Source organism: Serratia sp. NCCP-200, from assembly GCF_059697885.1.
The window spans coordinates 567,023-581,862 of the sequence record NZ_BAAKUJ010000003.1; the positions used below are offsets into that span (position 1 = coordinate 567,023).

At 55.4% G+C, this 14,840-nt stretch carries 9 protein-coding genes; 4 read left to right on the plus strand and 5 right to left on the minus strand.

All coding sequences use genetic code 11. From position 1 onward, the window contains the following. Positions 1–10: 10 nt before the first annotated feature. The 3 genes from AC6HVW_RS12775 to AC6HVW_RS12785 form a co-directional block, all read right to left on the minus strand. Entirely contained in the window at positions 11–1,117 is a 1,107-nt protein-coding gene (locus AC6HVW_RS12775) for an ATP-binding protein (RefSeq protein WP_497569467.1), read from the minus strand. A 59-nt stretch (positions 1,118–1,176) separates the two neighbouring features. Next, positions 1,177–5,052 carry a DUF4132 domain-containing protein gene (locus AC6HVW_RS12780; RefSeq protein ID WP_497569468.1) on the minus strand — a complete coding sequence of 1,292 codons (3,876 nt, stop codon included), beginning with the start codon at positions 5,050–5,052 and terminating at the stop codon, positions 1,177–1,179. 161 nt (positions 5,053–5,213) lie between these two features. Beyond that, the gene (locus AC6HVW_RS12785; protein ID WP_071683525.1) at positions 5,214–6,551 is read right to left on the minus strand and encodes an aminotransferase-like domain-containing protein; all 1,338 of its coding nucleotides are present in this window, start codon (positions 6,549–6,551) and stop codon (positions 5,214–5,216) included. 95 nt (positions 6,552–6,646) lie between these two features. Between AC6HVW_RS12785 and AC6HVW_RS12790 the strand changes: the two genes are divergently transcribed. Then, positions 6,647–7,525: a DMT family transporter gene (locus tag AC6HVW_RS12790; protein WP_071683524.1), complete on the plus strand. Its 879-nt coding sequence runs from the start codon at positions 6,647–6,649 to the stop codon at positions 7,523–7,525. Between the two features lie 5 nt (positions 7,526–7,530). Here AC6HVW_RS12790 and AC6HVW_RS12795 read toward each other — a convergent pair whose 3' ends face one another. Both AC6HVW_RS12795 and AC6HVW_RS12800 read right to left on the minus strand, forming a co-directional pair. Beyond that, the gene (locus AC6HVW_RS12795) at positions 7,531–8,109 is read right to left on the minus strand and encodes a flavin reductase family protein (protein ID WP_071683523.1); all 579 of its coding nucleotides are present in this window, start codon (positions 8,107–8,109) and stop codon (positions 7,531–7,533) included. Positions 8,110–8,209: 100 nt separating this feature from the next. Beyond that, complete coding sequence (locus tag AC6HVW_RS12800) at positions 8,210–9,631, minus strand: MFS transporter (protein WP_071683522.1); 1,422 nt, start codon at positions 9,629–9,631, stop codon at positions 8,210–8,212. A gap of 284 nt (positions 9,632–9,915) precedes the next feature. Here AC6HVW_RS12800 and AC6HVW_RS12805 point away from each other — a divergent pair, with 284 nt between their 5' ends. From AC6HVW_RS12805 to AC6HVW_RS12815, 3 genes are all read left to right on the plus strand, one after another. Then, a complete protein-coding gene (locus tag AC6HVW_RS12805; protein WP_497569469.1) occupies positions 9,916–11,277 on the plus strand; it encodes an MFS transporter in 1,362 nt (453 codons plus the stop codon). Positions 11,278–11,292: 15 nt separating this feature from the next. Further along, positions 11,293–13,644: a beta-glucosidase family protein gene (locus AC6HVW_RS12810; protein WP_497569470.1), complete on the plus strand. Its 2,352-nt coding sequence runs from the start codon at positions 11,293–11,295 to the stop codon at positions 13,642–13,644. Positions 13,645–13,863: 219 nt separating this feature from the next. Beyond that, positions 13,864–14,838, plus strand: coding sequence for a helix-turn-helix transcriptional regulator (locus tag AC6HVW_RS12815; protein ID WP_071683519.1), 975 nt, complete (start codon positions 13,864–13,866; stop codon positions 14,836–14,838). Positions 14,839–14,840: the final 2 nt, after the last annotated feature.

Below are 14,840 nucleotides of genomic sequence, written 5' to 3' on the forward strand. Positions count from 1 at the left end.
CGCAGCGCCTTTAAGGCAAACGGTGTCTGGCTTGGTAATAGGCTCGCCAGTGGTTGCCGGGCTTTTTCGCGACCTTTTGCTCAAAATAGCGCCTGAGTTTTGCCCGATCGTCCGCATTGTCTTTAACCACCGTCCCGGCGATACATTCCACCAGATCGGCAGGCTCACCGCTGCGCTGTTCAAGAAACCATGCCCGCACCCCAACCGCATGGGCTACGTTCACCGCCTCGGCGGTCGACATCACGGCAGTTAACCGATCCATGGCGCTGTCGCCACCGCCTTTACCCGCTGATTTCTCACCGCCACGCAGATCGCGGAAGGTGGTGACCAGCAGCTCCAACACCTCGGCGGGGACGGTATGAGGAATGGCGCTCTTTTCCAACAGCCGGTTGGACGCCGTAGCCACCAAATCCAGTTCCTGTTGGAAATCCATGATCGGAAATACGGTCTCAAAATCAAAGCGGCGCTTCAGGGCGGCACTCATTTCGTTCACGCCGCGGTCACGGGTGTTGGCGGTGCCGATAATGTTGAATCCTTCCTGCGCATACAGCAGGTTATGGTCATCATTCAGCTCGGGGATGGTCATCACGCGATCGGACAACATGCCCAGCAGGCAGTCCTGCACTTCCAACGGCGCACGAGTGATCTCTTCAAAACGCACGATTTTGCCGTCGCGCATACCCTGATAAAGCGGTGCCGGAACCAGCGCTTTCAACGAGGGCCCTTCGTTAATCAGCATGGCGTAGTTCCATGAATACTTGATCTGATCTTCGGTAATCGATGCCCCGCCCTGGATCGTCAGGCTGGAAGTGCCAGAAATGGCGGTCGCCAGCAGTTCAGACAGCATGGATTTGGCGGTGCCCGGTTCACCAACCAACATCAGGCCGCGGCCAGTCGCCAGCGTAACCAACATCCGCTCAATCGAGGCCACGTCGGCGACGATTTTGCGCTCAATGCCCAACTTTTCGTCACCCAGAATAAAGCGCCGGGCGGCATTCAGGCTCAGTGCCCAGCCCGGCGGGCGCGGTTGGTTATCCAACTCTGCCAACAGGGCAAGTTGTTCCGCGTATTGAATTTCCGCTGGTGGCCGCTGCATTTTTTGTTGTTGTTCAGACATAGGGATGGATTCTCTTGGTAGGCGGTACGATCCCGACATGCGTCGGGATCAAGGCAAGCTTAGGCGCGCAGGGCTTCCATATCGCGGATCAGTTCGCTGATGACGATGTCATCCACAATAGTGAACGGTTTGCGTTCTTCGGTTCGCTGCCAGTAATACTGGCCGTCGTCGATCACCACCGTCTCCAGCGTCTGTTCAGGGTATTCATCGACCATGCCCACGATAATGCAGGGTTCAAAGGACAGGCTAAACCCTAACCGGCGATCGATGGGTTTGATAAAGTCCATGATTGCGCCGCCGTCTTGGGCATCGCCACGGCGCCAGCCTTTGTTAGCCAGCCCAAGAATACGACCGGTGGGAACTACGGCCCCTTTCCAGCGCAGCAGCTCACGGCTTTCCCGCTCTTGTTCGGTCAGGCTGTAAGTATCGCGGCCTAACTGCACGAACGGTTGCAACAGTTCATAGTCGGCAAACAATTGGCCGAAACCTGCCGCCTGGTGATCAGGCAACTCCAACGCGTGGGGAATACCAATGCGCACGTTATCGCCCTGCGGCAAGCTGTATTCGTCATCCTCTGCGGTGGTCAGGCTGCCGTCTTCGGCAACGCGGAAACAGTCCACCAATTTGCCGCCGTGTGTAGAATCATCGTCCACCAGATAGACGCCCCAAGCCAGGCGTTGCACCAAATGGCGAACCAGCGGATGGCGCACCAAGAACAGTTCGAACAGCTCGGTTGTCCAGCGGCGACGCTGGCACATGGCAATTTCCAGGCGCACCACTTGCTGGGCGGCCACGGTGCGGGCATCTTTTTTCAGCAGCTTGAAGATGTTCACCGCTTCATTGGCCAGTTCCTGATTGTCGGTCTTTTTCGGCTTCGGCAGGTCTTTCAGGCGGGTGCCATCCATATCGCGCACGAACGGTTTCAGGGTTTCATCGAAGCTGACGGTAAACTGGCGATCGCCAAAGTTCAGCCGCAGCGAGCCGTTTTCATCCAGCCCCAAATCCGGCGCTAAACGATCCTCCAACTCCTCAATGGTTAACTCGCGGGCTTCGGCAATGGCCGCAATCTTTTCCCGCGCCCGATCCTGTAAGCCTTTAAATTTGACCTTCTGCGCGATACCGTTCAGCAGCATCAGCGCCACGTCGGAACCAATCTGATTCAGCACTTCCAGGCCGTTAACCGCCCGCTGGTGCTGAGCCTCTCCCGGCCAGGCACGAATAAACGGCGTGAGCTTGCGTGCGGTGTCATCGGTACCAAACAGGCCGAGAGACATAAAGGCCCAGCCCTCTTTTGACGGCGCTGCAGCAAATAACCATGCCGAGAACATATCCCAGGCAAAGTCTGCCAGTGAGTCTGGATCGCAAGCCTGTTTTACCTGATTGATCCCTTCATACTGCCCCTCACTGACCGGGAAGCGCAGCATGGTTCCCAAGTGTTCCAGCGCGCTGTCCGGTAAGGCTTTTTTACTCGTTTTCAGTAACGGACGACGCCAGCCAGCGGGTTGATAAAAGTCAGGAGATTTACTGATTTTACTCGGGAAGCGATCGAGCGGATCTTCATCCAGCATGGCGCGCAGTGCGTCGGTTACCTCTGGATCGGCGTAAGCCTCGCCGGTCTGCATAATCAACGCTTCGTGCCCCTGCGTGGCCAGCATCCGTAACGCCGAGGTGGCGCAATCTTTGGCTTCCCCTTTTTTGCCTAATGCCGCGGGGAGTAAGCCGATAACGCTGTGGTGCGGATATTTGCACAGCCACTGCAGAGCTTCGCTTCGCAGCGTTTTCAGCTTGAGGTAGGCACGGGCAATCAGCGGGGCCAATTCGCTTGCACCCACGTGGCTCCAGACATTGGTCAGTTCTGTTGGGCGAGAGCGCACCGCGTTGATCAGGCCAGGTAACGCTGCTTCACCGAAATTGGCCACCATATACTCCTCACCGCTGCATTGGTGAGCTGACAAACTGTTCCATAAGGCCAGCGCCATCTCATCGGGCAGCAGCGAGGTAAAACGCATACTAAAGTTTGACCAACTGGTTTGTGCAAGCTGGGCCTTCCAGGCGTCGATCAGGCCCTGCGTATCGCGGTTTCTGATGGCAATGGCTGCCGTTTCGTTCTGGCTCTTCCGGTTACCTGATTGATAAATCTGGAAACCCAGCTCATTGGCCAGCGTATTCATATTTTTTGCGGCAGCCTGATAGCGTTTTTCTTCCCAGCCATTCAGCGCTAACCACCGTTTTTTCTCTTCATCGGTTAAATCGAGTACCGGTGCCAACGCCTGTGGCTCAAGTGCCAGGACTGCCGCTTCGCGCTTTTTCTTTTTCTGTAGCCAAGGCGGGCTGACCAGCACCAGGGGTAAATCAGCCTCATCGGCTAATTCAACCGGGCCAGATACGCGGGCAATCAAATCTTGCACCTGGGCTTGCGCTGCCCCGCTCATCCAGGGAAGTAACTGGGCCACTTGCTCAGGATTGGCCAGCAGCAGATTGCTTAAGCAAGCGCTCAGCATGCCGCTGTCTTTATTGTTAGAGGCCAACAGCTCGGCAAGCGCCGGGATCGATGCCAACGGCCAGCGGTGCGCGGCGTCGATAAACCGCGCCAGAAACGCTTTACCCTGGCCGGAAACCTGTGCCAGCGCGGTAATTGCTGCTGGTGTGCCAATACAGGCCAGAGCATCACCGGTAAGGGTTATTTCCGGCTGGTAGGCCAGGATCGGTACCGCGTTAACGCCGCGCTCCGCTATCAGCGTGGCGATACTAAATTCACAGTTAAGGAATGCAGCGTGACGATACACAGAACGGCTCATTGCCCCTAACGACTTCAGGACAGCTTCGTCGGTGGCGACCAACTGTAGCCATGGCGTGACGTCACTATCCCCCTGTTGGAGCAACTCACCGGCTAACCGGTTCGCGATATCTGGGCGTTCAGGCAGTAACAAGGCAATCAACGGCTGGCGGCTAACATGCAGCTGCGGCAAGCCTGCGAGCAGTTTATCCACGCAAATCTGCCATTCGGCCTCATCGGCACAAGCCAGGAACTTACGGAAATGCAGCTCAGCGCAGCTATAAGGGGACATCCACGAGCCGCTTAGCGGATCTACGATATCTGTATTGAGGTAGTAACTGTGCTTTTGCGCATCACTATCCCAGTTTGATTCAACACAGATCCCTTGCGCCAGTAGCAGCACATCAATCGCGTACGGCAATCCCTTTCTGGCCACTAAAAAGTCGGTAATATCTGTCTTGTTATCGCCGTAATAGCGGTTGCTACCGGCATTGCATGCCAGGGCAAACAACACCGCATCTGACTCAATGGTGCCGTCCATCTGTTGATCGGCCAACCGTTGCCAGCTTGCAACATAAGTCTGGCGCAACTCCGCAGACGAGGAGTCAAAGTCAGTCTGAAAATCGTCACTTTTATAGAGGTGGTTGCGAAGCTTGATCCAGCTCTGCTTATCGTTTAGCTCCGGCTTTTCGCCCGAATGGGCGCGGTTGGCCAATGCCTGAACGCTTAAATTCTTCGGTAAGGAAATCGGGTCTCCACTGGCTAACCATGGGGGTGTTTCGCCAGCCGGTTTGGCGATGTCCGTAGAGACAACGGATTGCGAGAGTATGGTGGCAGCAGAGATCTGAGGCGTACTTTCTGCTGGGGTATCGCTTATTGGCTCAGCGCGGGGTTTTTCTGCTGGTTCGACCTTCGGTTTTGGCGCTGTGGTGCCAATGGTGGCGTTTTCATCAACGGCAATTTCAACGTAGCCTTTGCCGGTTTTTTCCTTCACCAGCTTGGTCATGGCAGCCGAGGCCTTGGCTTCGTTATCAAAACTCTTGGTCTGGCTTTGCCCTTGCGTACCAATCTTGCCCCAGCGCAGGTTTAAGTCACTGTCCGACTGCTCGATTTGCCAAAATTTGTTTGATTTATCATCTTTGAATTCGAAATGACGCACCGCTGTCTCCCTGGGGATCAATTATCCATAAAATAACGCGTGGGATTAAGTTATCAGATATTTAGGCTATGAATAGAGGGACCGCATGGAATTTGGGAAAAACGCCATGCGGTAAGATTGATGACAAAGCGATGTGCACACATGCTGCGCCCACGGCCCCTCTAAAGATAACAGTGCAACTTTATGACCCGCTTAACCGTTGTTAATGCCTCACGCAGGGTAGGCAGCGGCAGCGAACCCAACGCCAAACGCAGGGCATGTGGTATATGAACCGAGGTAGCAAAAGGTTCTGCAGTAGAGAGCGAAATACGCTCTTTTAGCAGGGCTGCGGCGATGCGATCCGCCCTGACCTCCTCAGGCAAGGGTAACCACAGAAAATACGAATCAGGGTGGCCAATATAGTTCAGCTCGCTCAGTGCTTCCCGAGCTATTGACTGACGTAATCGGGCATCTTGGCGTTTTTCGTCCTCTAGCCGCATAACGGTGCCGTCTTCGATCCACTCACACAGGATCGCGGTCATGATCGCTGGGGTATTCCAAGTGGTTGCCCTGATGGCTCGTTCCAATGCGGGGATCCATTTTTCCGGGGCGGCCACTATGCCAACACGCAACCCGGTCGCAACATTCTTGGAATAACCGGAGATATATACCGTGGATTCAGGGGCGAGACTCGCTAACGGCAATGGCGGTTTCTCTGCCAGATAGGCGTAGGCGGCATCCTCAATGATTAGCAGCCCATGCTCACGCGCCAGCGCCACCAACCGATGCCTCAGGGGCTCGCTCATCACCCAGCCAAGCGGATTATGCAACGTTGGCATGCAGTAAACGGCCCGCACCTGTCGGCGCTGGCATAGCCGTTCAAGTTCAGTCAAATCAGGGCCGTCGCTTAACGCGGGAATGGCGACCAGCTCAAGATGGTAGCTCTCGGCCAGGATTTTAAAGCCCGGGTAGGTCAGGGCATCAACCGCGACCACGTCGCCCGGTTGCAACATCCCCATCACGGCGACGGTTAACCCTTGTTGAGCGCCATTAACCAGTAAAACGTTCTCTGCCGCCAGGTTTAAGCCACGGTGGCTCAGATGTCTGGCTACGATCGCTCGCTCGTGTGGCCGACCTGCATGGGGTTGATAGCGTAGCAATGCGTCCAGATCGCCGGAGGAAGCCAACTGACGCAACGCTGCTCTCAGCAATTCGCTTTGTGACGATAGCGTCGGGTAATTGAAGTTCAGATCGAGCATGTCCGTGGCGACGGCTTGCTGATCGATGCCCAAACCCGGCGGCAGCGAAATCTCCCGGACAAAGGTCCCCCGGCCCGCTTCCCCGCTGACTAACCCCATCACTTCAAGTTCCGCATACACCCGTGAGGCAGTGACCAACGACATGCGTTCCTGGGCGGCAAGTTGGCGATGGGTGGGTAAACGGGTCCCTGGAGTAAGACGCCCTGCGCGAATATCAGCGGCAAAGCTATCGACCAGCGATTTGTAACGGGCTCGTGCCATAGCAACTTGTATCCATGACAATTTTTTGATTGTCATGATTTTGCGGCATAACATGCCGATCCACAATCCTCCAGCGTCGAAAATAAGGGTGTCCCATGCAGGTGAAGATCGAGCAAAATAGCGCCAGCGGCTGGCTCAATGGCTTTTTGGGCATGGTGATCTTCAGTGGTTCACTCCCCGCCACCAGAATCGCCGTGCTCAGTTTTGATCCTCTATTTCTTACAGTCGCTCGTGCTTCTATCGCGGGTCTGTTCGCGTTCCTGCTGTTAGGGCTGTTTAAACAACAGCGGCCACGAGGCGATCAGGTATTCTCCCTGGTGATCGTTGCGTTAGGCGTGGTGGTAGGCTTCCCACTGTTAACCGCGTTGGCGTTGCAACATGTGACTACGGCCCATTCCATCGTCTTTCTCGGCCTGCTGCCCTTGGCCACCGCGATATTTGGCGTGCTACGGGGTGGTGAGCGCCCTCGTCCCGCTTTCTGGCTCTTTTCCATTATCGGCAGCCTGTTGGTGATGAGTTTTGCGTTTGCTCAGGGAGTTTCCGCTTCACTGACCGGGGATTCCTTAATGCTGGCTGCGGTGGTGGTTTGCGGGTTGGGCTATGCCGAAGGGGCTAAACTGTCGCGTAAGCTGGGAGGCTGGCAGGTGATCTGTTGGGCTCTGCTGTTGGCATTACCCGTTATGCTGGTGACCTCACTGCTGCTGTTGCCCTCTTCTCTGGAGGCTATCCGCCTGCCAGCCTGGATAAGCCTGGCCTACGTTTCGCTGTTCAGCATGCTGATTGGTTTTATCTTTTGGTACCGGGGCCTGGCCCAGGGCGGTATTGCCAGCGTGGGCCAACTGCAATTGCTGCAGCCCTTTTTTGGCCTGGCGCTGGCAGCAGGCTTACTGCATGAACCCGTCAGCCTGCTGATGTTGGCCACCACGCTGGGGATTATCCTCTGCGTGGTGGGATCGCGCCGATTCGCTAAATGATCGGCTCACTTCACCTTGGCCATCAGTGATTCACCGATGGCGTAAAACTGCCCACCGGCAACGTAGTGCAAACTGCGCAGCGCAGGTTCGGCTGAGTCAAAATGCCAGTGGCCATCTTTAAATACCCGCGTATCGGACCAGGCACCGGTCACTTCGCCAATAAACAGATCGTGGGCCTGCTGATTATGTGGCTCCGGGATCAGCCGACACGCTAGCCAGGCGGAGCATCCGGCCACAAAAGGCAGTGGCCGATCGTCAAAGCTGAATAGCTCGACGCCACAGTTTGCCAGTTTGTCGGGTTCGGTATGCAGGCTGCGATTACCGACCTCATAGGTCAGCTGTAGCTGGGCCGCAGTGGGTACCTGGATCACAAAGCACCCACTTTGCTCGATCAGCTCACGGGTTTTGGTCATCTTATCCAGCACGACCGTCAGCTTCGGCGGCGAGAAGTCCAGCGCACAGGCCCAGGCGGCGGCCATCACGTCATTGACACCGTCATGGCTGGCGGATACCAACACCGTTGGGCCGTGATTAAGCAAGCGATAGGCCTTTTCCAAGGCCACGGTGGCAATAGGTTGGTTCATCATTTCTCTCTTAACGTTAGGCTGGGCAAGATATATTATCGTAGCGCGGCCGTGAACCATTGTGAAAGAGATGTTAGTGGCAGCCGAATATGTGACAACGTCACTTTTGTGTGGCAGGCTGCCCTCTGTGATAAAACTGACTCCACAGCGCCATCAACAACCCGAGCCCCGCTAAAACGGCTGCCACCAGATAGGTCAGATGTAAACCGACCGCGCTCCCTAACCGTATATCGCTAGTTGCCGAGGCCAAAGCGAATATGCCCCCCATGGCGGAGGCCCCGATGATAAAGCCAAGGTTGCGCGCCAGATTTAACAGACCAGAAGCTACCCCACGCCGCTCGATGCCAACCTGTTTGATCACCGCCGTGTTGTTGGCCGCCTGGAATAAGGCATAGCCTGCGGTGATCAGGCAGATCGGCAAGATATAGCCCAAAACGCCCTGCGTGGCTGACATCATCGATAAGGTTAATGCTCCCAGGCAAACACCAAGTAATCCCAGGCTAATCATCCGCGGTGCCCCGAAGCGGTCGACCAGATATCCCGATGGCACACCCGCCAATGCGGCGATCAGCGGCCCGGCGGACATTACCAAGCCAACCTGCTGTGGCGCTAACTCTAGCCCGTGTGCAAGATAGAACGGCCCTACCACGAAGGACGTCATGATCACCGTACTCACCAGCATATTGGTTAGCAGGCCGCTGTTCAGGATTGGCTGACGCAGCAGGGTCAGTTGGACCAGCGGGCTTGCCACTTTTCTCTCAACCCAGACGAACGCGCTGGCCGCAACGGCGGTTCCCAACAGCAGCAGGCTATTGAGCGAGCCGAAATGGCCGTGCCCTAACGTCATGGCCAGCGAAAATAGCGCCAGCGTCAAACCGAGCAAGGCCATTCCGACGAAATCAAAACCCCCCGGTTTCGTTACCTGCTGCGGATCGGTTTGCGGGAGATAGCGATAAACGCAAAATAGCGCAACGCCCCCCAGCGGCAGATTGATCAGGAAAATTGACTGCCAGCCGAACCCGGCAATCAAGACGCCACCCAGCGTAGGGCCAAGCGCGGTCCCCACTGCGGACAAGGTGCCAAGCAACCCCATCGCCCGTCCGACCTTATCCTTGCTGATGGTTTCACCAACTAGCGCCAGGGTGATAGCCATCATCACTGCGCCCCCTAGCCCTTGCGCAGCACGGGCCGCAATCAGCCACCAGATGGTAGGAGCGACAGCACAACCCAGCGAGGCGAGCATAAACAGGCTGAGCCCGGCCAGTAACAGCGTGCGACGGCTGATGATATCCCCCAACCGTCCAACGCCCACAATCAGCGTGGTGATCGCCAGCAGATAAGCGATCACTACCCACTGCACATCTTGAAACGAAGCACCGAACACTTGCGCTAATGTGGGTAGGCTAACGTTGGTGATGCTGCTGCCCAGAGAGGAAAGCAGCGTAGGTAACGCAAGGCTGATTAACCCGCCACGCAGGGCCGAGGGTGACAGAGATAGGGCGTTTGATGCGTCGGTTTTCATGGTGGTTGGCTCCTGAATAAATTTTCAGTCAGCCTAAGGCAAACCATAACATGGCGGAAGACGCAGGGTATGCAGTTTATAAGTGCACCAAACGCCATATGTGAGAATCGGGCGCAGCATGCAGCGCCACTACGGTCGAACATGTAATACCTGTGAGCTTTCTCACAACTCCATGACAAAGCCGGGGGCGAGCAAAAAATAGGAACTGTATAAACAACCGCTGGCAAGCCACCCTTGGCGCTCTCGGTATACTCAAGGCGAATCAACCTGAGTGAGTAAGTAAAATGAAAACAACAGAAATCGTCTCAGACAGTTATGTGAAGGTCGGCGTACGGGAAAAGATTGGCTATGGCTTTGGCGATCTGGCCTCCAACCTGTCGTTTGGCTTTGTCTCCCTGTTCCTACTGTTTTTTTATACCAATATTTACGGCATCAGCGCGGTACAGGCGAGCCTGATCTTTGTGATCGCCCGGGTACTGGATGCGATTTTTAATATCTTTGTCGGTTACTTTATCGATAAAACCCAAACCCGGCACGGCAAGCTGCGCCCTTACCTGCTGTACGGCGCGGTGCCCTTGGGGATATTGACGGTCCTGTGTTTCAGCACCTTCGACAGTGACTATAAATTTTATTACGCGCTGATCACCTACACCCTCTATTGCCTGGCCTACACGGCGGTCAACACGCCCTATTCAGCCATGACCAATATGCTGACCCAGCACGAAGGCTCGCGGGCTTCGCTGTCGGTTTACCGCTTTGTGTTGGCCATCGTCGGTTACTTGATTGTCTCGACCACTGCCGACATGCTGATTTCACAGTTTACCGATCAGAAGATGGGCTATGTGTTTGCCGTCAGCTGCTTTAGCCTGTTGGCCACCTTCTTTTTCCTGGCCTGCTTTGGCATGACCAAAGAGCGGGTGAAAAGCCTGCCAGATCAAAAGGCTCCCACGCTTAAAGAGATGATCACCGCCGTTTCCGGCAACCTGCCGTTAATTCATCTTTCCCTGTTCACGGTGTTTTTCTATATCGCCTATACGGTATGGATGGCCATTGCGATCTACTTCATCAAATACACCCTGGGGGATGAAAGCTTTACCGCCAAATTCTTCATCATCCAATCTGCGGCCTATGTGGCGGGTACAGTGATCTCAGAAAAGATCATCAGCCTGATGGGCAAAAAGAAAATGGTCCAGTTGGGGCTGCTGATCGGGATTGTCGGCTTGCTGTTCCAATACTTCCTGGCAGGAGATAACGCCTACCTGATTATGACTGGCGTGTGCCTGTACAGCATTACTCTGGGGATGGGCTTTGTCGCGATGTGGTCGATGATTGCCGATACCGTGGAGTATGCCGAATGGAAACACGGCGTACGTACCGAAGGGGCAATTTATGGCTTCTTTAATTTCATCACCAAAATTGCCATGGCGATTGGCGGCGGCTGTGCCGGCTTGATGCTCGATTACTTTGACTACTCGTCCGAGCATATCAGCGCCAACGCGCTCAACGGCATCAATATGATGATGACGCTGTTCCCTGGCCTGATGTTTGCCCTGGGTATGCTGTTTATCTTCTTCTACAAGCTGGATGAGCACACCTACCGAAATATCATTAAAGACATCGAATTGCGCAAAGCTAGTGCGCAGTAACCAGCAGGTATCACTATGAAAAAAGATTTCCACGCCATCATTGCCGCCATGACTGCCGAAGAGAAAGTGGCGCTGCTCAGCGGTAGCGGCTTGTGGCGCACGGCCAGTTTCCCGCGGCATGGCATTAGCGACATTGTGATGACGGATGGCACCTACGGCGTCCGTTACAGCACCAGCCAAATCGAACAGGGGGAAAATTGGCACATTAGCGATTTTCTGGCCGTGATTGGCCAAAGCGCAGGCGAGGTAGAACAGGAAGAACAAAAAGGCGGCTCTGAGGCGCTGTTCAGCAAATCCAAACCGGCTACCTGCTTCCCTAATGGTTCCACCCTGGCCTGTAGCTGGGACGTAGACCTGGTGTACCAAATGGGCGAGGCGTTGGCCAAAGAGTGCCAGGAGATGGGCGTAGGCATTCTGCTTGGCCCGGGGATCAATATTCGCCGCACGCCTTTGGCAGGCCGTGGCTATGAATATTACTCGGAAGATCCGGTGGTCAGCGGTGACGTGGCCGCAGCTCTGATCAACGGGCTGCAGGACGGTGGCGTGGGTGCCAGCCTGAAGCACTTTGCCGCCAACAACTCAGAATACCGCCGTACCGAAATGGATTCGGTGGTGGAAGAACGGGCGCTGCGGGAGATTTACCTTTCGGGATTCAAGCGGGCAATCGACAAATCCAACCCCTGGACGGTGATGTCGTCCTATAACCGGCTCAATGGCGTGCAAACGTCGCAACACCACTGGCTGCTGACCGAGGTGCTACGCAATGAGTGGCGCTATGACGGACTGGTGATGTCCGACTGGTACGGCATCAAAGACCGCCCCGCTTCCTTGCTGGCGGGCAACGATTTGGCCATGCCGGAAACCCAGCGTGATAAACAGGAACTGTTGCAGGCGATCGAACGCGGAGAAATCCCTACAGAGGTTCTCGATACTGCCTGCTTGCGGATGTTAACGCTGATCGACAAGGTGCAGCGCCACCGCAAACCGGGTACCAAGGCCGATTACCCGCAACATCATCGCTTGGCACAACAGTTGGCTGCCGAATCGATGGTGTTATTGAAAAACGAAGGGAATATCCTGCCGCTGCAACCAGGCAAGAAAACCACCATCGCCGTATTGGGTAAACCGGCGCAGGAGCCGGTGATCCAGGGCTCGGGCTGTGCTACCACCGTGCCTTACATGCTCGATCGTCCGCTGGATGAAATTTTCGAGGTGGCCGGTAACGACTTCCAGATCGGTTATGCCATCGGCACACCTGATGATAATCACGTCGACCTGCAAGCACAGGCACATGCGGTTGAGCTAGCCCGCAAGGCGGACGTTGCCGTGGTGTTCGTCAGCACTGCCATTGGCGAAGATGGCGAAAACGGCGATCGCCGGGATCTGAATATCTTGCCTAGCCATGAAGCGCTGATCCGTGCGGTAGCCAAACGGCAGCCTAATGTGGTGGTCGTGTTGGCTAACAGCGATGCGGTGGTGATGCCTTGGCTATCAGACTGCAAAGCCCTGCTGGAGACCTTCTTTGCGGGCCAGGGCATGGGCCGTGCGGTGGCAGATATTCTATTTGGCCGGGCCAACCCCTGTGGCAAGCTGACGGTTACGGTGCCTAACACTCTGGAAGAAACTCCGGCCTGGCTCGATTACCCAGGTGAAAACCTGCGCCATCACTACAGCGAAGGGCTGTATGTCGGATATCGCTACTACGACCGACGTAAGCTGACGCCGCAGTTCCCATTCGGTTTTGGCCTGAGCTATAGCCAGTTTAGCTATGCCAAGCTGGCGACTTCGGTCACGGAACTTGAGGAGGGGCAGCCCTTAACCGTCAGCGTTGAGGTGACCAACCGTGGCGATCGGGCCGGTAAAGAGATCGTACAGCTTTACCTGACTGCACCGCAGGGAGATCTGGCACGTGAAGTCCTGGCGTTGAAAGCCTTTGCCAAAGTGCACCTTGAGGCGGGTGAAAGCAAAATGGTGACCATGACGCTCGAATGGCCGGACTTTGCCTGTTTCCATCCAGGCATGGCCGCTTGGGTGGTCGATCCTGGCGAGTACCAGCTTCACGTAGCGCGTTCTTCGCGGGATATCGCGCTGAGCACGGTGGTCAAGCTGTGCGCCAAGCCCTATTATTTACCGCTAAAGGTGGATAATTCGTTGCAACAGCTGATCGCTACCCCGCCGGCTTTTGACCGCGTGGTGAAGTTATTGGTCAGCAAAAACGGCTTGCCGGAGGCGCTGATGCGCGAAAAGCTCATCGCGATTGCTCCGGATCTGTTCTGCGGCCTGTTTATCGCCCTGACGGAGTTCCTGGCTATTGCTATTACTCAGCAGGAGTTGGAGGCTGCACTGGCGGAGCCTGCCGCCGTGTGACCCCTCACCCCAACCCTCTCCCACAGGGAGAGGGAGCTGGTACGGTGATGTAATTTGGTTAAGAGCGATAGGTATGAGGTGTTGGTTCGATGCAAAGGTTGAACACAGGGATCACACGGTGGCATGGGCTGTCCCCTCTCCTTGGGGAGAGGGTTAGGGTGAGGGAGAAAGATCCCACCCCCGTATTTTCATCACCAGCCTCTGGGGATAAATAAGCCGATGTTTCCTTTCTCTGTCATCCGGCAACCCAAGCCGCAATCCCATCGGCAGGCGCAAGCAGCGATCCATGAGGGCAGCGGCTATGAGCTGATCTCGTTTGACGCCGAAAAGCTCAACGTTTTCGCCGCCGAGGTTTACTACTGCGAACCCCATTGGCACTCGGCCCCTGAGCTGATCTGCATCTTGTCCGGAGAATTTTCCGTGACACTAGGCCATGCCACCTCGGTGGCCAGTGCGGGCAGCATGTTGTATATCAACCCGGACGAAATTCATTCTCTTGAAGCTCGCGCCCCAAACAGCCAACTGCTGACCATCCAGTTTTCCCCTCATCTGTTTGATGAAACTCATCCGGCCCCGCTGATATTTAATCAGGGCGACCGCGCAGCAGAACGGCAGATTAGCAACGCCGTGATCGCCCTGCTCGATAACCTGGTCACAGCACAACCCTCGTTTACCCGCATTGCCCTGGTTTATCATCTGTTGGGCACGCTTGCCGCCGCAGCGCCAAACCAGGCAGATCAACAGCAGGTTGGCGTCAGGAAAAAAGACCAACAGCTGGTCAAATACGGTATTGAGTTTATCAACCAGCATTTTGACGATGAGCTCAACCTGGCCACCATTGCCGAGCACGCTGGCGTCAGCTACCACCACTTCTCCCGTATCTTCAAAAAGATCAGCGGCTACAATTTTAAAGAATATCTGACCATGATCAGAATTAATAAGGCCAAACTACTGCTGAAAGACACGACTATCCCGATCACCGACATCAGCTACACCTGCGGATTTAGCGGCCACAAACAGCTAATTTTTGCCTTTAACAAATATTGCCGCATGACGCCAACCGAGTTCCGAAAAAGCTATCTTACCACCCTCAATTCGGCGGCAGAGCTGCAGATCATGACCGATTTCCGCTGTCTGCCACTGGATCGGCAGATCGTTGCACGTTTACAGAGCTTCAACGCTGACCCGCAATAGTG

Coding starts and splice junctions, on each gene's coding strand:
- AC6HVW_RS12790 (WP_071683524.1), top strand. CDS start 6,647: ATGCAGGTGAAGATCGAGCAAAATAGCGCCAGCGGCTGGCTCAATGGC.
- AC6HVW_RS12775 (WP_497569467.1), bottom strand. CDS start 1,117: ATGTCTGAACAACAACAAAAAATGCAGCGGCCACCAGCGGAAATTCAA.
- AC6HVW_RS12785 (WP_071683525.1), bottom strand. CDS start 6,551: ATGGCACGAGCCCGTTACAAATCGCTGGTCGATAGCTTTGCCGCTGAT.
- AC6HVW_RS12800 (WP_071683522.1), bottom strand. CDS start 9,631: ATGAAAACCGACGCATCAAACGCCCTATCTCTGTCACCCTCGGCCCTG.
- AC6HVW_RS12815 (WP_071683519.1), top strand. CDS start 13,864: ATGTTTCCTTTCTCTGTCATCCGGCAACCCAAGCCGCAATCCCATCGG.
- AC6HVW_RS12810 (WP_497569470.1), top strand. CDS start 11,293: ATGAAAAAAGATTTCCACGCCATCATTGCCGCCATGACTGCCGAAGAG.
- AC6HVW_RS12795 (WP_071683523.1), bottom strand. CDS start 8,109: ATGAACCAACCTATTGCCACCGTGGCCTTGGAAAAGGCCTATCGCTTG.
- AC6HVW_RS12805 (WP_497569469.1), top strand. CDS start 9,916: ATGAAAACAACAGAAATCGTCTCAGACAGTTATGTGAAGGTCGGCGTA.